The sequence below is a fragment of the Legionella steigerwaltii genome (genome assembly GCF_001468065.1).
GTDB classification, from domain to species: Bacteria; Pseudomonadota; Gammaproteobacteria; order Legionellales; family Legionellaceae; genus Legionella; species Legionella steigerwaltii.
The window spans coordinates 240,300-262,001 of the sequence record NZ_LNYZ01000001.1; the positions used below are offsets into that span (position 1 = coordinate 240,300).

The window sequence follows — 21,702 nt, forward strand, 5'->3', positions numbered from 1 at the left end:
TTATTTTGACCCAATATTTATCTTATATGTCTTGTTATAGAGTTACAACAATTAGAGAGTTTGTGTTAAGGAATTCTGTTGTTAATTAGGAGTGTTCCAAAATCGGGAAAGACCCAAGTATTAGCCATCTCTTGGGAATAGAGTTGATTTTAATGGTGGCTATGGGTGGACTCGAACCACCGACCTCAGCATTATGAGTGCCGCGCTCTAACCGGCTGAGCTACATAGCCACAAGACGCGAGATTTTGTCGTTTTAATGGAAAGTTGTCAAGTCTGTTAACCTATTTTTTTTGGATTTTTTTCTGATTATTCTATGCTTTTATGTAACTTTATTATCTCTCCTTCAGTAACCACAATAAATACGAGTGCTATACTCAAGAAAAGTGTTAATGCGTTTAAAAAGAATTGAATACTTTCTTATCAATTAAATGAGTTAATTATGCTGCGATTGAATGATTTAATAATGGCAGTTTTGAGTTTGATTCTACTTTTGGTAGTAAATCAATATGTACCTCTAGAGAACTTAATTAATTTACTATTTAATTGCTTGATGATAGTAATCATTATTATTTATTTTATGCAGTTTTTAAATTTAATAAAACCTATATTGCCGACACCAAAAATCTTTTAAGCTGAATGGCATGTAGTAGTCTGGGCCTAGTAGTATTGTAGCCTGGGTGAAGGCGTAAGCCGTAACCCGGGTTTACCTATTGTAAATTTCCCGGGTTACGGCTTACGCCTTCACCCAGGCTACATTTTGAGAAAGTTAGATGATCAGTAAATACATAGCGCCTGGCCCACGTAATACTTGAACCAATAACTCTTGTTTTTTCTGTTGAGCAATTTGTTGTAATGATTTAACGTCTTTAACTGGAGTTTTATTTGCAGAGATAATAATGTCTCCAGGTCTTAAACCAGCACGCCATCCTGCACTTGTTTCTGAAGCACCGACGACTTGTACACCGATCACGTTACCATGAGGTGGGGTTTCTTGCTCAAAGTTTCTCAATCCTAGTCCATACAGGAAAGGATTTTCTGATTGCAGTTTTTGTTCATGAGATTTAATGTCGGTTACGACCGCATCCAGGCTAATTGTCTTGCCATCACGTTGAACAACCATTTTAACATTTGAACCGACACGTAAGAGGCTGATGGTTGTCTTGACCTGAGTCGCTTGTGTGATTTTTGTATTGTTAATTTGGGTAATTATATCGCCTGATTTTAAACCTGCACGTTCCGCAGGAGAGTTCGGATTAACTTGTGATACCAATGCACCTTGGAAATCTTCAGGATATCCTAATGAATGGGCAAGTTCAGGAGTTAAATGTTGAACAAATATACCCATTAAGCCTCGATGAATTGAGCCAAATTTGATTATTTGCTGGGCAACATCTTTTGCCATGTTAATGGGGATTGCGAAACCAATTCCCACATTACCGCCATAAGGAGAAAGAATAGCAGTATTAATCCCAATCAATTCTCCTTTAGTATTAACCAGCGCACCGCCAGAATTACCTGGGTTGATTGCGGCGTCAGTTTGAATAAAGTTTTCTACTCCTTCAATATTTAAATCACTGCGTTTTAAAGCACTGACAATACCAAATGTTGCAGACTGGCTATTACCAAAACTGTTTAAGCCGAAAGGATTACCAATAGCTACTACAAAGTCACCCACTTGCAGTTGATCCGAATCACCTATAGGCAAGGATTTTAAATTTGTAGCATTGATTTTTAATATGGCTAAATCAGTTTCGCTATCACTGCCAATTAGTTTTGCTTTCAAACGTCGACCATCTTGCAAAGTAATTGTAACAAGGTTCGCATTACGAATTACGTGATCATTCGTGATGATGATCCCATTTTGCGCATCTACGATAACACCAGAGCCTATGCTTTCAAATTTACGCCCTTTTTCAGGAGTTGTATGCTGTGGTTGTTTGTTGTTTTGTGCTTCATCATCATTTCCAGCGCTGCCTGGTGGTGTTGCATTAGCAGGTAAATAACCTTGTACTGCAACGTTTACAATCGCAGGCATTATGTTTTTTAAGGCTGGAGCCAAACTGGGCATGGCAGTGGGGGCTGCTTCATTAGCCGCATAAGTTAATGAGGCCGTTAAAAGAAGCAGGGTACTTATAATGAATTTGATATTTTTTATCATATTATTAGTCCTGAGGTTGATCATTAAACCAGATTAAGGTAGCTATTCTACCTGTTTGTGACGTTCTTCGATAGGAATACAACTCATTTTTTAACTCAAAAGTACATAATCCAGACTGATATACAGCTTTAATGCCATTTGAAGTCAAAACAATTTCAGCGATTTGAGGTAAATTAGCCAACCATTTTCCATTAACAGGTATGAATGCCTGTTTACTTAAAGGATAAGTATCGGTAAACGTTTGATATACCTCTTCGCCAACTTCATAACACTTTTGACAAATTGATGGTCCTATCCAGGCTAATACATCGGATGTCAGACTTTTCATTTTATCAACTGTATTTTCAATGATACCATGAGCCAAACCTTTCCAGCCAGCATGAATTGCTGCAATTTCTGTACCTTGAACATTACAAAGCATAATGGGCAGACAATCGGCGGTAAGAATAGCCAAAGGATGATTCATGGATCGAGATATGGAAGCATCCGCATTTCTATTGGGATCTTCTTCTACAATAACACAATGAGTACCATGTGTTTGATGTAACCATTGAGGCTCGCCGGGCAAGTGCAACAATTCCACAAGCTGTTGCCTGTTTTGCAACACGTGATGTTCGTTATCACCTACATGAAAACCCATATTATTGCTGTCATAGGGAGCTTGGCTATACCCTGATAAGCGCGTGGTACTTAAAGCAGTGATATTTGTTGGAGCTGGCCAATTTGCTAAATTATTCTTCATAATGCTCGTCCAATGTGTTAAGAAGAAGTTGAAAATCATCAGGTATTGGAGCCATAAACGTCATCTCATTTTCTGTTTTTGGATGATGAAATGAGAGTGTACGTGCATGCAATGCCTGTCTTTTAAAATCCTGGAGTAGGGTTCGTAATTCTTCCGTTGCATGAGCTGGGAATCGCATACGTCCCCCATAAAGAGGATCCCCAACAACAGGGTGATTGATATAAGACAAATGAACTCGAATTTGATGAGTTCGTCCAGTCATTAGATTGACATCCAGTAAGGTGAAATCTTGATATTGTTTTTTTACTGAGTAATGAGTTATTGCTTGCCTACCTTGCTCTTGCACGGTCATTTTTAATCGATTTCGGGGGTGCCGCCCAAAACCTGTATCAATCGTACCGCCTGAAATAATATGTCCTTGTACTAATGTAATATAATGTCGTTGAATTTCACGTGCTTGCATTTGGCGTATCAAGGAAGTATGTGCTGGTAATGTTTTTGCTACGACCAACAGCCCCGTTGTATCTTTATCTAATCGATGAATGATGCCTGCTCTAGGTAAGTGTTGTAAGGATGGGGCATGATGTAACAACGCATTAACTAAGGTATGTTCTTTATTTCCCGCGCCGGGGTGAACGACCATGTTTGCAGGTTTGTTGAGTACTAAAATATCTTCATCTTCATAAACAATATGTAAAGGAATTTCTTCAGGGGTACAGTGATTAAAATCCTGATCCATTAAAGTGAAATCAACATTGATCTCAATCAAATCTCCATCTAATGTTTTGTCTTTAGGTTTACACAGTTTCTGATTGAGTGTTACTGTGCCGTTTTTAATCCAATTGCTGATTTGTGAACGCGAATAATCGGGAAGTAAGTGCGCGAGTACACTGTCGATACGTTGATTATGGCACTCGCGTGGAACAGTGAATTGTTTGTGAATATGCTCTATCATCAAATTGTTTCAATCTCAACTTCAATGAGACGCCCTCGTAACGAATTAGGTAATGCTTCATTGATTTGAACAGTGACGAATTGGCCTATTAAATGGGCTGGGCCATCAAAATTCACTACCCGATTGCATTCAGTACGGCCTGAAAGCTGCTGGGAATCTTTTTTAGCATGGCCTGTAACCAATATTTTTTGTGTACTTCCAATCATCGATTGACTGTAACGAGAAGCGTTTAGTAACAGTCTATTTTGCAATATCTGCAGTCGTTGCTTTTTCACTTCCATAGGTGTGTCATCTGGCAAATTCGCTGCTGGAGTACCTGGTCGGGGGCTATAAATAAAGCTAAAAGAGGTATCAAAACCTATTTCATGCACCAAATCCATAGTGTCTTGAAAATCTTTATCTGTTTCTCCTGGGAAACCAACAATTATATCTGTAGATAAACGAATATCTGGGCGTACCTTACGTAATTTTCTGATCTTAGATTTGAATTCTAAAGCAGTATAACCTCGTTTCATTAAGCCTAAAATGCGATCAGAACCACTTTGTACAGGTAGATGGAGGTGATTAGCCAACTCCGGTACTTCTGCATAAGCATTAATTAAATTATCTGAGAATGCCAAAGGATGTGACGTTGTAAAACGAATCCTGCCTATACCGTCTATGGCAGCAAGATAATGAATTAAAAGAGCCAGGTCAGCGATATCACCATTTTCCATCACCCCACGGTAATCATTAACATTCTGTCCCAATAAATTGATTTCTCGCACGCCTTGTGTTGCTAATTGGTAGCACTCCGCAAGCACATCATCAAAAGGACGACTAATTTCGGTACCACGGGTATAAGGGACAACACAGAAACTGCAGTACTTGCTGCAACCTTCCATAATCGAGACAAATGCAGTTGGGCCTTCGGCTCTAGGTGCTGGCAGATGGTCAAATTTTTCAATTTCAGGAAAACTGATATCAACCACCGGTTTTTTCTTCTCTGCTCGCTCATTGAGTAATGCGGGAAGTCGGTGTAATGTTTGTGGGCCAAAAACGATATCGACAAAAGGGGCTCTTTTAATTATATCTTCGCCTTCCTGACTTGCAACGCAGCCACCAACACCAATTACAACATGAGGGTTTTTCGCTTTATATTCACGCCATTGGCCTAATTGAGAAAAAACTTTCTCTTGTGCTTTTTCACGAATAGAACATGTATTGAGCAATATCACATCTGCTTCTTCAACGTGATCCGTTTTGACTAAGCCATGCGATTGAAGCAAAACTTCTGCCATTTTAGTTGAATCGTATTCATTCATCTGGCAGCCGTTGGTTTTGATGTATAGTTTTTTAGCCATATCAAATCTACTTTAAAAATGTATCTGAGTGAACGCATAATCTGCAATAGGGAAACCCGGGTTTCGCTTTGCTGCACCCAGGCTACTAAATCCCAGGAAGTTTCGTATTATTTCATTAATGTACACTTTGGCAATAAGTTTCTTTAATTTTTGGTAAAATAATTAAGGCAATAAGCATCCCTAGAGGAAGAATAGCAAGTCCGGTATGGTAAGCTTCCAATGGATATACTCGAACATTCCCATTCAGCTCTCCTTCCCACATTCTATCAAGGACGAAACCAATAAGTGGTTGTGCTAATGCAATACCTATCATATTCATCATGTTCATAAAGCTTAAACCCGAAGCGACATATTTTTTATTGCATAATTCTTTTGCTACAGTAAACGCAGGTAAAAAACCTGCAGAAAATATACCAAATGCAAACAACAAAATTTCCATATATAGTGCAGTATTAATTGGAGCAAAAATAAAAATCGTAGAACAGATAAGTGCACCGATACATCCTATGTACATGGGGGGTTTGCGTAAACCAATACGATTCGAAAATATTCCCCATAAGGGGCTAGCAATTGCCCAACCGATGAAAACTAAAGAAATATAATTTGCCGCAGTTGTCTTGGTGATCGCCATTTTAGTCATTAGGAAGGGAACACCCCATAAGCCACAAAAAACTGGGGTTGCCATATACATTAGTCCACCATAGCAAGCAACCAACCAAAGTTGCTTGCTTTTTATTAGTGTCAGTAAACTGGGTATTAGAGGTTCTTCTTCAACAGGGTGATGATGAGATATTTCATGATTCGTAGGAGTATCTTTAGCAATGACAATCAATAAGATGGCAAGAACAATACCAATGGTACCCATAATGAGCATGCTGTGACGCCAACCAAAGCTATCAATTAATACTGCTAAAGGAGCTTCACCACCAATTGCCCCCAACATCCCTATGGTAACCATGAGACCAGTAAGCAAGGCAAATCGTTGTGCTGGGAACCAGTTTGCAGCGAGTTTCATAGTACCTACAGCTGCAAAGGCCGAACCAAAACCTATCATTAATCGGGCTACACAGGCCATAAAAAAGCTATTGGTCATCCCAAATGCAATGGTGCTTACAGCGCAAACAAGAGTCGCTAGAGTTAACAATCGATGTGGACCAAAATAGTCCATTAACACGCCACCAGGTAATTGCATTGCAGCATAAGAATAGAAATAGACCCCGGATAGAATTCCTAATGTTTGGCTGGTAACGGAGAAATCCCTCATCAATTCGTTACTCATAACGCTAGGTGAAACTTGCAAAAGACACTCATAAAAATAAAATAAACAACCCAAGCCCCATACCATCCAAGGCATTATCGATTGCATCCCAAAACTAACTACTGGTTCGGACCGTGTATTGTAATGTGCCATGCTTTTATCATTCTCCAAATTCATCTAACTCATCTATATGGAATTGATTTTGCCTATACAACTTTGGTCATAAGGTTAGAGCTCAGTATTACTTGGCCAATTATTTTGAGGCAGTCTTGAATTGAAAAAGATGCTCATATGTAGCCTACGTAACCGCACGTTTTTTCTGACCATAGCGTACTTTTAAAATTTCACTTTGTGAGTATGCAAAGTATGTATTTTGAATAAAAACTGAGATAACTCCGTAGGTTAGATTTGCTAAAACCTCGCGTATTTGTAAATGCAGTTTTTTAAATCACAAAGTCAACCGGCAACGTTATCACACAAATATATAAATTTCACCATATAAAATATTAACAGGTTGTCTATAATTTGTCTATTGTTCGTTTGGGTCGTCAGGAGGGTCAATGATTACGCGAGTACCTTTCATTCCATCACCAGGCAGATCAACAAACTCTTCATTAAGCCAACGTGCATCTTCAATAAACATCCTGACACAACCATGACTTGCTCTGAATCCTGGTACATCATAACTCCCGTGTAATGCATAGCCTCTAAAAAAATGCATGCAATAGGGCATTAAAGCTCCGCCGTCATTACCATCAGCTCTTCTTGGAAATACGGTGGATACGCAGTCTATATCTTGTTTACGAACAATGCGAAATGAACCTGTAGGTGTACTACAACCACCTATGACTCCAGGACACTTTCCTATTCCCGAAGAAATAGGCCCCCACCAGAGTAATTCACCATCTTGATCATAGGCAGCCCAAGCTAATTTTTTTTGACTTACATAAATTGTCTTTTCTCCTGCAGAGTCAATATATCTTGGGAAAGGGGAAACATCATAGATGGTTAAGCGATCGATGTTTTTGGGTACAGCAATAGTCATTCCAGGGCGCAATGAAACATTCATGCGGTTAATTCGTCGTACCATATCTTGCTCTTCGGCATTAGGAAAAAGTTTTTCCCAGCTTTCGCCACTTTTAATTTTCATGCAGAAATAATCAGGTGAATTACATAAAGTTTCACCATACCGTGTGTAGGCAAAAGCAAGTTGACTGACTGTTAGTAAAGCGATGGAGACTGTCATTGATATCATAATTTTCATAAATGATCTCAATTTTGGCCATTGTACTCTCTATAGCGGCACTTTAAAAAATAACTTTAAGCTCTTTTGAATGATTAGAATGCGAAAATAAAAACGCTATTCAGCACAATTTCGATGCCAATAAAATTTTAGTAAAAGGAGGGATATTGAGTAAATAGAGCTAACGTTAATAGGGAGAAATAATAAGGATAATCCTTAGTGAAAAAAAGAAAAAAAGCTTTTAAGATTAAAAACGCTAAGATGTCTGCATCTTTTTGAGGTAAGTGTTTTTTACTTAAAAAAACACAAATCCTCGTAAATTCTTGGGTCAATGAGCTGGCGCGTTTGACCTAACAATTATATGAGGACCTGTGTTTTTAATTAATTGCTAACCTAAGAAAGGTAGAATTGCAAAGTGTCTCATAATTTCTTCTGCTCTGACTCCATATGTACCTGAAGCACCAGGAACACCCACGGTAGTTAGAGCACCATTACCTGTGTCAAAAACTGGAGCTGATGCTGCGCCTACACCCCATGCTGTAGCCGATGCTGTAACAGCGGAGCTTGGGTTTCCAGTTCCAGTGACAATAAGTGCTAAGTTAGCATAAGCTGTAGTGGGAGGAGTGAAGGATGTAGCTGTTGCTGTAGTTGCAGGGACTGTTGTTGTGGTAACAGAGTCATACACGATAGTTGACATAGTTCCGATTGTTGTTTTAATCGGTGTTACTGCTACTGAACTAATACCAGTACAAGAAGTTGAGCTATGAGTATTTGAAGCAGCCCACTTGACAGTTACTGTACCGTTATAGGCAACAGTTGCAGTAGTTGAGCATGGTCCTGTACTGTCAGATACTACTACAGAAATACTTGAAGCTGTACTTCCAGCGTTGCCTGAAGTGGAGTCTACATTACCAAGGCCATTAATTATGACAAGTTGTCCACTTGTAACACCAGCTGCAAACACAGAGCTTGATGCGAATAAGGCAACTGCAAGGGTAGATTTTAAAAAGGTATGTTTTAATTGTTCCATGTTAAATATTCTTCCTTTGATTGATGTTTAAACAACAGAACGTGGAATATACAGCAACCACTCGTGGTAAAGTCTAGCATAAAATTGCAAATCTGCAGTATTTTTTAAAATAAAGTTTTGTAGGTATAAGAGTGGGTTGCCACCATTGATTGAAATGGTTGCAAGTTTATGTTGATACTAATGCGTTTTGCTCGATAAGAGGGAGACTTGGTGGTGTTTTGTAGCCTGGGTGTAGCGCAGCGAAACCCGAAATCTGTGGTGCATCATTCCCGGGTTTCGCTGCGCTACACCCAGGCTACAGTGTTTATTAAGTTCAGTATCTACAATTAAGAAGAGTGCGATGAACCCTATTCTAGATGATCGGGGTTTACCTTTTGCCAGGCTTCATGCAATTGTGCAAGCAATGAATTGGATTGTGCTAACAGCTCTTTGTCATTATTAAGATTGGCTTTTAACAACAAAAATTCAATATGACCATATAATTGGAGTAAGTTCTCAGCTATCTGCCCACCTTGCTCGCGGTTTAAGCTGGTTTTTAAACCCTCAATAATACTTAATGCTTTACTAATATGCTCTCCCTTTTCTTGAATTTCTTTGCGATCAATATTGCCTTGCGCTGTGGCAATATGAGTTCGTGCGCCCTGTAACAACAGATTAATTAATTCATGAGGCGAGGCAGCATCAATACGAGTTTGCAGTTCAATTGTTTTGTATTGATTTATAACTTGTTGATAGGGTTTTTTCATCAATCATGCTCCAATTATTTGGTTTTCAATTTGGGGAGGTTCGACAAGATTTGAGTTAACGTATTACTGGTGTTTTGCATCTGTGAGATTAAGAGATCTACCGCATTCCATTGTTTATAATATCTTTTTTCTAGAATAACGCTACGATCATTAATACGCTTTTGCACTTCATCTAATTGTTTTGCTTGGTCATTTAAACGATCTATCCGTTCTTCAATTTCACCATCTTCATCTACTAGAGAATCTAAATAGCTATCAATCATTGAAGCGAGACCATCGCTAACGATAATTTGGCCTCTATCTCCAGTTTGTCCCGAGAGTACATCGATCGATAGGGTACTGAAATCTCCTGTACCATTTAGAGTAATTCCATCTGTTGAAGTAGCTAAAATGCCACCGATAGTCCCAGACATACTCACTCCAGGAGTATATTCGCCTAATATAACATCATATGATCCTGCTGCGACTTCGGTATCAATGGAATTGATTTTGATGTTTGGATCGGTAGCTGTAATTTTTTTTGCAAATAAGTTACCTATATATTGATAATTATTATCAATAGCTTCATCTAACATTTCCGGGTCAATTTCTAACAGGCCATGTTTATCCGTGGTAATACCTAAGTCGGCGAGACTTTGAATTGGTCCAACCGAAGTTAATGGGTTGGTAGCCAAGTTATATAGGTTAGTTTTTAATTCTCTAAGCTTGCTGTCACCTTGTAACACTCCCTTTTTTCTGGTCTCCATATCAAAACCAGTTAAGTTAGTAAGGAATTTCATAAAATCATTATATTTTTTGACGAAATCATTAATCAAACCTTTTACATGATCAACATCTTTTTCTAGAGTTAAAGTGACTGTTGTTGCTGGGTCTGCTTGTTGTAAGTCGAGTGTGACTCCTGTTATTGCACCTTCAATTTGGTTACTGCTTTCATTTAAAAGTAATCCATTAATTTTTACTAGGCTATTTTGAGCCGCCATGGTCTCGGTTAATGAAGTGTTGCTTGTAGTAGGATCATAATTCAAAGCAGTCAAGCTGCCTGTAATTTGCATGGCGTAATTTTCACCTGTTTCTGATGAGGTTAGGGTTAATCTTGATCCAAGACTATCTTGTACAATCGATGCGGTAACACCTCCATTTGCAGCATTAATTGCATCGCAAACAGCAGTCAGACTGTCGTTTCCTGCAGCAATATTAATTGTTACTGGAGAAACTGCTGTATTTTGTGTGAATATTGTATTGTTATTGCTGTATGTGCCAAAGTTAATGGTAATACTACCACTACCTACCGGAGTACTGCTGTTGGCGAAATAACCACTGGCAAGACTTTGTGCTTGAGCTAATTGTTGGACTTGTATTTGATATAAACCTTCGACTGCTTGCCCCGTATCTGTAAGGGATGCAGAAACATATCCAGTTTCATTGATTAAGCAGCTCATTTGATTAAATTCACTAGCAAAAGATAGAGAATTAAGTGTTGCTTGAAAGGTTGATATGGCACTTTTTAATTGTCCAAATGCAGACAATTCGGTAGTAACTGAATTAAGTTTTTTATCGTGCTTTAGTTGTAATGGCATGAGATCTGCTTTTACCAGGCCCTCAACCATTGATTTAATATCTAAACCTGATCCAATACCTGGCGTTGATAGACCCATAGCATTCCCTTTTTTGTTTTGGTAATTTCCTTCGAAATTACGTTTTATCCATAAATTGCATCAAACATGTTTATCTATAGAACCACTAATTATCCCATCAAGCAAGTGCAGTAAATGCAAATACTCGTCTGAGGGTATTTTACGAATTATCTTAGCCGAGATTTTATCAGTGACTATAGTTTGCAGAAGGCCTGTAGCATGATCAATGGCCTGTTTCGAATCAGTATCCAAATTAAGATCCGATGTGGCGCATTTGGTCACAGGCTTAATGTTTTTGTCTTTTAATTTGACTGAATCTGTCTGTAGCAATTTATTATTTGCTGGAGGAATCGATTCCATAGTCATTTTTTACTCCTTTCCCTTGATTGCTACCTTTAATCATTGGGATACAAATAAGCCGAAAGCGGCAAAATGCCGCATTTCGGTTTTTACTTCTTTTTTTACAACTATCCTAACAAGGAAAGAACAGATTGTGGCATTGCATTTGCTTGTGCCAACATTGCTGTTCCAGCTTGTTGCAGGATTTGGTTTTTAGTTAAATTAGCCATTTCAGCTGCATAATCAGTATCTTGAATACGGCTGCGTGCAGCAGACATATTGTCGGATACGTTTTGCAGGTTATTTACCGTTGCATCAAGTCGGTTTTGTAAAGCACCTAATGAAGAACGGTTAGTGGTAATACTGTCCAGAGCTGCACCAATTCTTAGTATGGCTTTTTCTGCACCAGCTTGGGTAGTGATATCAACTGTATTAACCCCATTGGTATCCAAACTAATACTGGTTAAACCGATATCTGCTGTTGTACCACCCACAGTAATCGCTTCAGCAGCGCTCATAGTGATATTTCCGCGTAGGGTTGAAGCAAATGAACCACCTGTGACGGATAATCCGTTAGTACCAGCAGTAAATCCAGTACCACTTTCTGTGACGGCAATGTTTCTACCATCAGCTGCAGTTAAAGTCATGCTACCGCCGTTGAGTGTAGCCACAACACCAGTTTGTTCGCTTGATGCATTGATTGCATCCAAAAGCGCGTTGTTGGATAATGCAGTGGACACATCTTGGTTAATAAATATATTAACACCATTAATACTCAGGTTATAAGTATCTCCGGCTGCACCACCGATAGCACCAACAGTTGCACTACCACTTGTAGAAGCAGTTACTGTTAAACCAGAGATACCTGCTGCATTAAGTGCTTCTGCTTTGGCAAAAGCTGATGAGCTGTCTTGACCAGTTGCTGCACCGACAAAGTTTGCAGAAGAGCCGATACTGACTGCTGCACCAGAGCCAAGAGCAATAGTAATATCACTTGCAGCGTTGGCACTTACTGTACTTCCTGTTTGATAAGCAATATGACCTATATCTGCAGATGCAATACTGTTTATTGAAAATGAAATGGTTTCACCAGAATTAGCACCTATTTGCAGCGAAGCATTTGTATAGGATCCATTCAATATGGTTTGGCTGTTGAATTCAGTGCTGTAAGCGATATTGTCCATCTCACTCAAAAGGTTGTTTACTTCATTCTGTAATGCTTCACGGTTTGCTTGGCTATAAGTTCCGTTTGCAGATTGAAGTGCTAACTCTCTCATGCGTTGTAAGAGGTCGGTTGATTCTTGCATCGCACCTTCAGCTACCTGAGCTAGTGAAATACCATCATTAGCGTTTTTCACTGCTTGGTCCATACCGCGAATTTGTGATGTCATATTTGTTGCAATTGCAAGCCCTGCAGCATCATCTTTAGCGCTATTAATTTTTAGACCAGATGATAATCTTTGTATCGCAGTAGCCATCGCGTCGCTTGATTTAGATAAGTTACGCTGAGCAATTAACGACGGTACGTTGGTGTTGATAATTTGAGCCATAGTTATAGTCTCCTCAGACCTGAATCCCTGGTTTGGGACATTTGTTATTTGGTAAATTCCTTTTCACCTGCAAATTTACCGTACGCAAGAAGGTTATCGGACATAATGTGAAAAACTTTAGGCTGATACTCGTTTTTTTTGAAAAAAATGGAAAATTTATACATTAAAATTAATAAGTTGTATTTTTTGCTCAGTTTGTTTTTGTTTCAATTATTTTGAGTTTTTGCTTTGTTGTTAGAGGAGATACCAAAAAATGTATCCATAGTTGATGGTAATCTGGACTAAGTGATAAAAGAGGCAAGCTATACTTGATATGGATTTAAGAAAATTTTTTTCTGTGTATAATACTGTGATTCTATAATATTAGGTTCCAATTATGAGTTGGTTTAAAAAACTATTGCCTTCAAGGGTCAGTACGGATGCTTCTCAAAAAAAAGGAGTTCCCGAAGGTTTATGGCTTAAATGTTCAGGATGTAATGAAGTTCTTTATAGTACTGAATTGGAAAGAAATTTAATGGTCTGTCCATCCTGTAATTTTCATCACAGGATATCAGCTCGTGTCCGAATTAAGCAATTTCTTGATGAAGGTGGCCAAGAAGAAATCGCTGCATCATTAGAGCCTCAAGACCGATTAAAATTTAAAGACTCAAAAAAATATAAAGACAGAATTTCACAAGCTCAAAAAGCAACGGGTGAGAAAGAAGCTTTGATTATTGTCAAGGGAACTGTGTTGCAACAGCCTGTGGTTGTTGGTTCTTTTGAATTCAATTTTATGGGTGGCTCCATGGGGGCTACAGTAGGAGAGAAATTTGTTCGTGCAATTCAAGTTGCAACAAAAGAACAAAGGGCCTATATCTGTTTTACTGCGAGTGGTGGAGCACGCATGCAAGAAGGACTTTTTTCTTTAATGCAAATGGCTAAAACTTCAGCAGCTCTTGCAAAATTTTCAGAGCTAGGGCTTCCTTTTATTGTGGTTCTGACTGATCCAACAATGGGTGGGGTTTCTGCAAGCTTTGCTAGTCTTGGTGACGTGATTATTGCTGAACCTAATGCATTAATTGGCTTCGCTGGTCCAAGGGTTATTGAACAAACAGTAAGACAAACTTTGCCTGAAGGGTTTCAACGGAGTGAATTTTTGTTGGAACATGGACATATTGATATGATTCTCGAACGAAAAGATATCCGTCCAGTTGTTGCAGAGCTGATATCTAAATTAACGCGTAAAAACGCAGGGGATTCAGTTGTCAAAGTCGCATCGTATTAGACTTCTTACGAAACTCGCTGTAGAGAGAGGGGGACGCGTTGATACGGAGCATAAAACTGGAGTGTACCCAAGTGTACAAGAAGATTTGAGCACCGTATCGACGAAGCAATTTATTTCTCCAGAAGAGTATCGCAGGTGGTCAGTTGATGAATGGTTACATGATTTAGAAACTAGAAATGCTCAAGAAATACAGCTTGGTTTAACACGCATTAAGGAAGTTGCGCAAAAATTATGCCTTCAACTTCCAGGTTGTCCAGTTATTACTGTTGCGGGTACTAATGGAAAAGGTTCAACCGTAACTGCTCTCGAAACGATTTATCATACTGCTGGATATAAAGTAGGCGCTTACACTTCACCCCATCTTATTCAATTTAATGAACGTATTCGTGTGAATTTAACTCCCATTTCTGATGATGATTTATGTCAGGCTTTTAGTATTATTGAGGAGTCTCGTGGAGAAACCCTTCTAACTTATTTTGAAATGACTACGTTGGCAGCATTATGGTATTTCAAAAAAATGGATTTAGATATTATTATTCTTGAAGTTGGATTAGGGGGGCGTTTGGATGCTACTAATATTGTTGATGCAGAATTATCTATAATTACTACAATAGATTTTGACCATCAGGACTACTTAGGTACAACGCTTGATGCGATTGGTTATGAGAAAGCGGGGATTATCCGTCCTGGTAAACCGTTTATTTACACTGATTTTGACCCACCTAAATCAATAACTGATGTAGCAAAGCAACTTGCAGCACCTGCTTATTTTTTCGGACAGGAGTTTTCGCTTCAAGAACAAGACTCCGTCTGGAGCATTCATTATGACGAAAAACTTCAACTTACTTCAGTGTATGGATTGCCTAAACCCTCAATACAATTGAAATCGGCAGCTGCCGCAGTTACTGCTTGCCTGTTGCTAGCTCATGATATACCGGTGACGAATACTCATTTTCAAGTTGCCATGCAGCGCATTTTTATTGCTGGGCGTTTGCAGTTGCATGAGGACACGGTGAGTACTTTATTTGATGTGTCTCATAATCCTCAATCGGTAAAGTTGCTCGCTGATACTTTATGCACGTTAAAAAAAGCAAAAGTACATGCTGTATTCTCAGCTTTAAAAGATAAGGATATTTTGGGTTTGATAATGCCATTAAAGGATTGCGTTGATTGTTGGTATCCTGCACAATTAGATAGCAAGCGTGCTGCTAGTGCGGATTTGTTGCTTGCATTTTTTGAGGATGCAGAAATTCCTGTGGAAATTTGTTATAATAACCCACTTGTAGCTTTTGAAACTGCATTGAAACAAGCTAAACCTGGTGACTTAATTGTTGTTTATGGGTCTTTTTTTACTGTGAGCCATGTTATGGCTAATAGGAGATTCAATGAAATTAGTAATTGATGAGAAGCTAAAACATCGTTTAGTCGGTGTGGCTGTTGTTTTATCATTAGGGGCAATTTTTCTACCTGCGATGATGAAGAAATCCAGCCAACGTCTTGAAAATAATTTTAGTGTTAATGTGCAGTTACCTCCCAAACCAGCAACTCCTAATGTAGTGATGACTAATGAAAAGGAGATGTTTAAAACTATAAAAGTAGCCAGGATTGAAACTCCTGATTTAGAGCAAAAAGGCTCTGATCTTGGTAAAGAAGATTTTATTCAATCCATTCAGGTAGCTGATAATGCTGCTGTTGGTGCTGCTGTTCCTGTTGCTAAAGCTACGTCAGCACCTAAAACTGATGCACTAGCAAAACCAATCGAATTGGCATTAAGTAATGCAGCAAAAAATGTTGTCAAAAAACAAGTCAAAGCGACCCCTGCTAAACCTGTTCGACCCATTGTACAGGCAAAGGCAAAACCGATAAGTAAGCCGTATGTAGCTAAAGCAAATGTAAATACTAAACGTCTTTTGAATAAAAAGGATATTTATGCTGTTCAGCTGGCTTCATTTTCAAAAGTGACTAATGCCCAAGCTTTAGTTAATAAACTACACAGTAAAGGGTATAAAGCAAATTATATCAAAACCACTGGACGACAAGGTGCTGTCTATAAAGTCTATGCGGGACATTCACCGGTTAAAAGTGATGTGCTGAAATTAAAAAATCAATTAGCAAGTGCCATGCAGTTGAATGGTTTTGTGGTCAATACCGGAGTTAGCTAATGCAATTTCAATGGGTTGATATTATTTTAATAATAATAATTGGTTTATCCACCATTACCGGCTTACTAAGGGGATTTATTAAAGAGTTTATTGCCTTAGGAGTATGGGTTTTAGCCGTATGGGCAGGTTATACCTACTCAAATGCCCTTAATCCCTATCTACAACCTTATATACAAGATCCATCAATTCGTTCTATAGCTGGTTTTGTTATTGTTCTTCTTGGTGTTCTAATCGTTGGTGGTATCACTAATGCGATACTTGGCCTCTTTTTAAGGGGTAGTGGCCTAGGGGCTATGGATAAAGTCTTAGGTGGCCTTTTTGGTTTTGCTCGCGGGGTTTTTATTCTTTCACTTATATTCTCCGTGCTCAGCATGACCTCTTTGCCATATCAGCAATATGTTCAAACTTCTAGAGTTTATAATCAACTTTTACCTGTTATTAACTGGATTTCAGGTTACTTACCAGGGCTTATTAATAAAGCAAAACAAACAGTATCGCTAAACGAATCCTTGAATCTTATTGATATAGTCCCTGAGACTTAATGTATTCATAGACTGTATAAGGGAGCATGTTGCTTACATCAGCTCCCTTTTTTATTTCTTCACGAACTGAAGTGGAAGAAATTTTGTAATTTCCCGCGTCAAATAAAAACACACATCCAGCTTGATTGTTTAAGAGTTCAATTTTATTTTTAATGCTATATTTTTCCAAAAAATTGCTCATGATTTCTGGAATGGGATGACTGGTAAATTCAGATCTATTGATTACTAGTAAATTAGCTAGAGTAATAATTTTCTCCCACTCATACCAAAGAGGTAATGAGATAAAAGCATCATACCCAATAATTAAAGCTATGGACGAGTTAGGGTATTCCATCCTGAAACTTTTCAAAGTTTCAACCATGTAGGATGGGGTATCACGCTCTACTTCACGTAAATCGAGCTTAAAATCCGGTATATTTTTTATTGCCAGTTTAATCATTTCGACTCTTTGAACAGTATTGGCAAGTGTAGGGAGTTTTATAGTTGGTGTTTTACAAGGAAGAAAAACAAAGGAATCAAATTTAAAATGTGTTTGTATCGCTATACTCGTTTGCAAATGACCATTATGTATGGGATCAAATGTACCGCCCAAAATAGCTATACTGTGCATGTGTCACCTATTAAATTCCCTAAACAGAGTGATAGAGCAGCATTTTCTAAGGAGCTCCATACTTGCGTATTTAGATTCGATTTAATTCGTTCGTCAATAAAATAACAGTATCGATGGAGCTGTTGTAACATGGTTTTATTGAGACGATTACAACATATTTTATAAAGGTTAATGCGGTTAGGCCAAATTTTCAATTGATTGCATGCAGTTTGCGCATCAATATTTTGTCCCAATAAATAGGACAATTGCATGATTAATCTTATTTCTTGACTGATCATCCACAAGACTAAAGTTGCTTCTGTCTTATTATTTGCAGCATGGCGTAAAATCTGGATTGCTTTATCACCTTGGCCAAGCAGACATGCATCAACTAATTCAAAAAGATCATGATCACATTGATCGGATAAGTGTTCCAATACTTGCTGCGTATCTACCTTACAGTCGGGTGTGCAAGATAATGCTATTTTTTCAATGACTTGAGAACAAGCCAACATATTTCCTTGGGTGTATTGATGAATTAAATCAGGAACTTGAGGATCATAGCTCATTGAGTTTTTCTTTAATTGTATGGCTATCCAACTTTTGATTGCATCTGAATTAAGCGGGTAGGCCACTGTAAGAACGGCATGTTCATGAGAGGATAACCATTGTAATTGCTTCGCAGGGACATGGGGTGCTCTAATAACAATAAAGCAACGTGAATTAATCGAGTTTAGGTATTCAGTTAGAATTTTTTTTCCAGTAGCGTCTATTGATTTTTTTTCATAGAAAACATTTAAAAATACTGTCTCTGAAAATAAAGAATAACTGTTTGCTTCTTCTCTTACAGTATTCCAATCTTCGACCGATTGGATGGATATGATTTTTTCGTCATAATTATGATTTTTTTTAATTGCCGATTTTATGGTAATTAAAGAGTCTTCCAGCAAGTAATTATCTTGCCCAATAATCATATAAAGCGGTGCAATTTTTTTTTGAACTTGCTGAGCAAGCATTTGCTGTTTGATTTGCATAGATACCTCCCGAGTGACCTACTCTTTTCTCCCCAAACTACTTTTTATCTGAGTGGGGGAGGGGGTACATGACCAAGTCGATAAATTATTTGAGTCACAGCATCTTGTTTCATTTCACCGATTAAAATACTTTCTTCGTCTTTAGAGCCAAGGATTCTATTATTATTCAGCGTTAGTTCACGAGAAATATTTATTTGACCAGGAACTTCTACAATCTGGCCTGCGCGTGTTTTCAGTGCAAATAATACAGTTAGGGTTAAAGTATATTGCCTGGGATTTGTGCTTGCTCCAACACTGATAATCTGTTGCTGCAAGTTCACTTCATTAACTATAAGCCAATATTGTGCCCGCGAAGGATCTGGGTTAACTTGAACTTTTGCTCCTTCGAGCCGAGACTCTAATATTGAGATAAATTGCTTGTCATTATTCTCAGAAATGATAGCTACATTATTAAGCCAACTGGGTACAGTGCTTATTCCTCGCAGATGAAAACCACAAGCTGATAGTAATAATACGAGCAAAAAAGGGGCTGTACAACGCAAAGCTGAAAATGAGCGTGCTGGTCGCCTCTGATGACCCGTAGGTTGTTCTTGAAGTCGATACGAGACATTAGAAGAGTCAGGGTAATTATACTTCATTAGCCAACAACCAAATTAATTAATTGTCTGTGTGCTACAACGATCGCTTTTTTTACTGTTTTATCGGCAAGAAAATCTTTTGCATGTTGTTTTGCCGCAGTAATTAAATCCTCTTCTGAAGCATCAACGCTAGCGGTAAATTGAGCTCTTAATTTTCCATTAACCTGAACCACATAATCTACTTCATCAGTTTTTAAAGCACCTTTATCTACTCTGGGCCAATTCGCATCAATAATTGCTTTTTCAAAGCCTAATTGTTGCCAGATGTGATGTGCAATATGTGGTGTTATAGGAGCCAATAATCGCAACAGAATACTTAGACTGGAATGAATAAAAAATTTATCTTCTTCAGTTTCTATAGCGTAATTGGAAATTTCGTTAAACAGTTTCATACAACCTGAAACTACTGTATTGAATTGATTTCGATCATAATCATGAGTTGCTTGTGCAAGAATTTGATGCACGACATGACGTGATTTTTTTAATCGGCTTTCGGCTTGTTGCCAGTTCACATGCCCATTGCCACTCAGGATGATGTCATTGACTTCAATGAACATATTTTGGTGCTGGTAAGCAAAAGCCCAAATTCGTTTTAAGAAACGATGAGCGCCTTCCACAGCAGTATCTGACCATTCCAAGGATTGCTCTGGTGGGGCTGCAAACATAACAAATAATCGTGCTGTATCTGCACCATAAGTATCAATCAGGTGGTTTGGATCGACGACATTACCTACGGATTTAGACATTTTATGTCCGTCTTTTAAAACCATGCCTTGGGTTAGGAGGGCTTTAAATGGCTCGTCTGAATTTACTAAGCCTTCATCACGCATTAATTTATGAAAAAAACGGGCATAAAGCAAATGCATCACAGCATGTTCAATGCCACCGACATATTGATCTACAGGAGTCCAGTATTTTGCTCGATCATCAAGCATTGCGTTTTCCTGGCCTTTACATGCAAAACGGGCATAATACCAAGATGACTCAACAAAAGTATCAAAGGTATCCGTTTCACGATATGCATCCTGACCGCATTTAGGACAGCTTACATTGACGAATTCTGGGCATTGAGCTAATGGTGAACCGGTTCCCGTAAATGTCACGTTTTCTGGAAGAACGACGGGAAGCTCTTCATCTGGAACAGGAACAGTACCGCATTGGTCACATAAAATCATGGGAATAGGTGTTCCCCAGTATCTTTGTCTCGATACACCCCAATCGCGTAATCTGTAGTTAATCGTTGCTTTACCTACATCATGTTCTTCAAGGTAGCTGGTTATAGTTTCTACTGCTTGAGAAGAGCTTAAGCCATCGAACTGGCCTGAATGAATCAATGTACCTTCTCCTGTATAAGCAGAAGCATTGAAATCATGTTTTGTATCATTTGCAGGTTTAATGACTTCCTTAATGGGTAGTTGGTATTTACGTGCAAATTCCCAGTCTCTTTGGTCGTGTGCTGGGACTGACATTACTGCTCCGGAGCCGTATTGCATGAGTACAAAATTTGCAACCCATATAGGGAGTTCTTCACCGGTTATGGGATGGATTGCTGTCATGCCTGTAGCCACGCCTCGCTTTTCCATGGTAGCAAGCTCCGCTTCAGCCATTTTGGTGCCTTGGCAGCTGTCAATGAATTCTTTGACTTCTTTACGGGTACTGGCTGCTTCTTTAGCAATGGGATGATCCGTTGCTATGGCAAGATAGGTTGCACCCATTAAGGTATCTGGTCGTGTTGTGTATATTTTTAAGCGTTTAGGATAATTATTAACGTTAAAATGAATTTCAGTCCCTGTGGAACGACCTATCCAATTACGTTGCATTTGTTTTACTTGTGCCGGCCATTCGTCCAATGTATCCAGTGAGCTGAGTAACTCATCAGCATAAGCCGTGATTTTTATAAACCATTGAGAAATTTCCTTTCGCTCAACAAGCGCGCCTGAACGCCAGCCGCGTCCATCAACGACTTGTTCATTTGCCAAAACAGTTTGATCTACCGGATCCCAATTCACTACGGCATTTTTTTTGTAGACTAAACCCTTTTCAAATAATCGAATGAAGAACCATTGTTCCCATCGATAATATTCAGGTGAACAAGTACAAATCTCACGTCTCCAATCATAAGCATTGCCTAGACGTAAAAATTGCTTTTTCATAGATTCAATATTTTTCCGAGTCCATTCAGCAGGTGGAATTCCATTTTTAATGGCCGCATTTTCAGCGGGTAAACCAAATGCATCCCAACCTATAGGTTGAAGCACATTTTTGCCCAAAGCACGCTGATAACGAGCAATCACGTCTCCAATGGTGTAGTTGCGAACATGCCCCATGTGCAATGTTCCACTCGGATAGGGAAACATGGATAAACAATAAAATTTCTCTCTGTTTAAATCTTCTGAAACATTAAACGATTGTTTTTTATGCCAATACTGTTGAGCTTGTTCCTCAACTTCTTGTGGTATATAGGTATTATCCATA

Annotated in this window: 19 protein-coding genes and 1 tRNA gene; 4 read left to right on the forward strand and 16 right to left on the reverse strand. The window is 38.6% G+C overall.

Features of this window, described 5'->3' with window-relative positions; translation table 11 throughout:
* Positions 1–153: 153 nt before the first annotated feature.
* From Lstg_RS01040 to Lstg_RS01100, 12 genes are all read right to left on the reverse strand, one after another.
* Positions 154–230 (reverse strand) — tRNA-Met (locus Lstg_RS01040).
* A 536-nt stretch (positions 231–766) separates the two neighbouring features.
* Positions 767–2,158 carry a Do family serine endopeptidase gene (locus tag Lstg_RS01050; RefSeq protein ID WP_058475809.1) on the reverse strand — a complete coding sequence of 464 codons (1,392 nt, stop codon included), beginning with the start codon at positions 2,156–2,158 and terminating at the stop codon, positions 767–769.
* Positions 2,159–2,162: 4 nt separating this feature from the next.
* Positions 2,163–2,900: a peptidoglycan editing factor PgeF gene (gene pgeF, locus Lstg_RS01055; protein WP_058475810.1), complete on the reverse strand. Its 738-nt coding sequence runs from the start codon at positions 2,898–2,900 to the stop codon at positions 2,163–2,165.
* A complete protein-coding gene (rluD, locus tag Lstg_RS01060; protein WP_058475811.1) occupies positions 2,890–3,855 on the reverse strand; it encodes a 23S rRNA pseudouridine(1911/1915/1917) synthase RluD in 966 nt (321 codons plus the stop codon). The genes pgeF and rluD overlap by 11 nt, the downstream gene beginning before the upstream one ends.
* The gene (gene miaB / locus Lstg_RS01065; protein ID WP_058475812.1) at positions 3,855–5,198 is read right to left on the reverse strand and encodes a tRNA (N6-isopentenyl adenosine(37)-C2)-methylthiotransferase MiaB; all 1,344 of its coding nucleotides are present in this window, start codon (positions 5,196–5,198) and stop codon (positions 3,855–3,857) included. Before miaB ends, rluD begins: the two co-directional genes overlap by 1 nt.
* A 115-nt stretch (positions 5,199–5,313) precedes the next feature.
* Positions 5,314–6,609, reverse strand: coding sequence for an MFS transporter (locus tag Lstg_RS01070; RefSeq protein ID WP_058475972.1), 1,296 nt, complete (start codon positions 6,607–6,609; stop codon positions 5,314–5,316).
* Positions 6,610–6,985: 376 nt separating this feature from the next.
* Positions 6,986–7,720 (reverse strand): L,D-transpeptidase, encoded by a 735-nt coding sequence (locus Lstg_RS01075; protein ID WP_058475813.1) that lies wholly within the window; start codon positions 7,718–7,720, stop codon positions 6,986–6,988.
* Between the two features lie 367 nt (positions 7,721–8,087).
* Positions 8,088–8,729, reverse strand: coding sequence for a hypothetical protein (locus Lstg_RS01080; RefSeq protein ID WP_058475814.1), 642 nt, complete (start codon positions 8,727–8,729; stop codon positions 8,088–8,090).
* 347 nt (positions 8,730–9,076) lie between these two features.
* Positions 9,077–9,475, reverse strand: a complete 399-nt coding sequence (fliS, locus tag Lstg_RS01085) for a flagellar export chaperone FliS (RefSeq protein ID WP_058475815.1) — start codon at positions 9,473–9,475, stop codon at positions 9,077–9,079.
* A gap of 14 nt (positions 9,476–9,489) precedes the next feature.
* Positions 9,490–11,130: a flagellar filament capping protein FliD gene (gene fliD / locus Lstg_RS01090; protein WP_058475816.1), complete on the reverse strand. Its 1,641-nt coding sequence runs from the start codon at positions 11,128–11,130 to the stop codon at positions 9,490–9,492.
* 60 nt (positions 11,131–11,190) lie between these two features.
* On the reverse strand, positions 11,191–11,475 hold the full coding sequence (locus Lstg_RS01095) for a hypothetical protein (protein ID WP_058475817.1): 285 nt from the start codon (positions 11,473–11,475) through the stop codon (positions 11,191–11,193).
* Positions 11,476–11,576: 101 nt separating this feature from the next.
* Entirely contained in the window at positions 11,577–12,998 is a 1,422-nt protein-coding gene (locus Lstg_RS01100) for a flagellin N-terminal helical domain-containing protein (RefSeq protein WP_058475818.1), read from the reverse strand.
* 376 nt (positions 12,999–13,374) lie between these two features.
* On the opposite strand from Lstg_RS01100, the gene accD reads away from it, so the two are divergent.
* The 4 genes from accD (at position 13,375) to Lstg_RS01120 (ending at position 16,966) form a co-directional block, all read left to right on the forward strand.
* The gene (accD, locus tag Lstg_RS01105) at positions 13,375–14,262 is read left to right on the forward strand and encodes an acetyl-CoA carboxylase, carboxyltransferase subunit beta (protein ID WP_058475819.1); all 888 of its coding nucleotides are present in this window, start codon (positions 13,375–13,377) and stop codon (positions 14,260–14,262) included.
* Between the two features lie 112 nt (positions 14,263–14,374).
* A complete protein-coding gene (gene folC, locus Lstg_RS01110) occupies positions 14,375–15,664 on the forward strand; it encodes a bifunctional tetrahydrofolate synthase/dihydrofolate synthase (protein WP_058475973.1) in 1,290 nt (429 codons plus the stop codon).
* A complete protein-coding gene (locus Lstg_RS01115) occupies positions 15,648–16,424 on the forward strand; it encodes an SPOR domain-containing protein (RefSeq protein ID WP_058475820.1) in 777 nt (258 codons plus the stop codon). The genes folC and Lstg_RS01115 overlap by 17 nt, the downstream gene beginning before the upstream one ends.
* Positions 16,424–16,966 carry a CvpA family protein gene (locus Lstg_RS01120; protein ID WP_058475821.1) on the forward strand — a complete coding sequence of 181 codons (543 nt, stop codon included), beginning with the start codon at positions 16,424–16,426 and terminating at the stop codon, positions 16,964–16,966. Before Lstg_RS01115 ends, Lstg_RS01120 begins: the two co-directional genes overlap by 1 nt.
* Here the strand turns inward: Lstg_RS01120 and nadD are convergent.
* From nadD to leuS, 4 genes are read right to left on the reverse strand one after another with little or no spacing between them, the layout of a single operon-like run.
* Positions 16,941–17,576: a nicotinate-nucleotide adenylyltransferase gene (gene nadD, locus Lstg_RS01125; RefSeq protein WP_058475822.1), complete on the reverse strand. Its 636-nt coding sequence runs from the start codon at positions 17,574–17,576 to the stop codon at positions 16,941–16,943. The genes Lstg_RS01120 and nadD overlap by 26 nt on opposite strands.
* The gene (gene holA, locus Lstg_RS01130; protein WP_058475823.1) at positions 17,564–18,589 is read right to left on the reverse strand and encodes a DNA polymerase III subunit delta; all 1,026 of its coding nucleotides are present in this window, start codon (positions 18,587–18,589) and stop codon (positions 17,564–17,566) included. The genes nadD and holA overlap by 13 nt, the downstream gene beginning before the upstream one ends.
* A gap of 44 nt (positions 18,590–18,633) precedes the next feature.
* Positions 18,634–19,227 carry an LPS-assembly lipoprotein LptE gene (locus tag Lstg_RS01135; RefSeq protein ID WP_058475824.1) on the reverse strand — a complete coding sequence of 198 codons (594 nt, stop codon included), beginning with the start codon at positions 19,225–19,227 and terminating at the stop codon, positions 18,634–18,636.
* A complete protein-coding gene (leuS, locus tag Lstg_RS01140; protein ID WP_058475974.1) occupies positions 19,227–21,701 on the reverse strand; it encodes a leucine--tRNA ligase in 2,475 nt (824 codons plus the stop codon). Before leuS ends, Lstg_RS01135 begins: the two co-directional genes overlap by 1 nt.
* Position 21,702: the final 1 nt, after the last annotated feature.

Bases quoted from the DNA above. Each gene is read 5' to 3' on its own strand.
- Lstg_RS01135 (WP_058475824.1), bottom strand. From the start codon at position 19,227: ATGAAGTATAATTACCCTGACTCTTCTAATGTCTCGTATCGACTTCAA.
- rluD (WP_058475811.1), bottom strand. From the start codon at position 3,855: ATGATAGAGCATATTCACAAACAATTCACTGTTCCACGCGAGTGCCAT.
- accD (WP_058475819.1), top strand. From the start codon at position 13,375: ATGAGTTGGTTTAAAAAACTATTGCCTTCAAGGGTCAGTACGGATGCT.
- Lstg_RS01070 (WP_058475972.1), bottom strand. From the start codon at position 6,609: ATGGCACATTACAATACACGGTCCGAACCAGTAGTTAGTTTTGGGATG.
- Lstg_RS01075 (WP_058475813.1), bottom strand. From the start codon at position 7,720: ATGAAAATTATGATATCAATGACAGTCTCCATCGCTTTACTAACAGTC.
- leuS (WP_058475974.1), bottom strand. From the start codon at position 21,701: ATGGATAATACCTATATACCACAAGAAGTTGAGGAACAAGCTCAACAG.
- nadD (WP_058475822.1), bottom strand. From the start codon at position 17,576: ATGCACAGTATAGCTATTTTGGGCGGTACATTTGATCCCATACATAAT.
- fliD (WP_058475816.1), bottom strand. From the start codon at position 11,130: ATGGGTCTATCAACGCCAGGTATTGGATCAGGTTTAGATATTAAATCA.
- Lstg_RS01050 (WP_058475809.1), bottom strand. From the start codon at position 2,158: ATGATAAAAAATATCAAATTCATTATAAGTACCCTGCTTCTTTTAACG.
- Lstg_RS01095 (WP_058475817.1), bottom strand. From the start codon at position 11,475: ATGACTATGGAATCGATTCCTCCAGCAAATAATAAATTGCTACAGACA.
- holA (WP_058475823.1), bottom strand. From the start codon at position 18,589: ATGCAAATCAAACAGCAAATGCTTGCTCAGCAAGTTCAAAAAAAAATT.
- Lstg_RS01115 (WP_058475820.1), top strand. From the start codon at position 15,648: ATGAAATTAGTAATTGATGAGAAGCTAAAACATCGTTTAGTCGGTGTG.
- Lstg_RS01120 (WP_058475821.1), top strand. From the start codon at position 16,424: ATGCAATTTCAATGGGTTGATATTATTTTAATAATAATAATTGGTTTA.
- fliS (WP_058475815.1), bottom strand. From the start codon at position 9,475: ATGAAAAAACCCTATCAACAAGTTATAAATCAATACAAAACAATTGAA.
- pgeF (WP_058475810.1), bottom strand. From the start codon at position 2,900: ATGAAGAATAATTTAGCAAATTGGCCAGCTCCAACAAATATCACTGCT.
- miaB (WP_058475812.1), bottom strand. From the start codon at position 5,198: ATGGCTAAAAAACTATACATCAAAACCAACGGCTGCCAGATGAATGAA.
- Lstg_RS01080 (WP_058475814.1), bottom strand. From the start codon at position 8,729: ATGGAACAATTAAAACATACCTTTTTAAAATCTACCCTTGCAGTTGCC.
- Lstg_RS01100 (WP_058475818.1), bottom strand. From the start codon at position 12,998: ATGGCTCAAATTATCAACACCAACGTACCGTCGTTAATTGCTCAGCGT.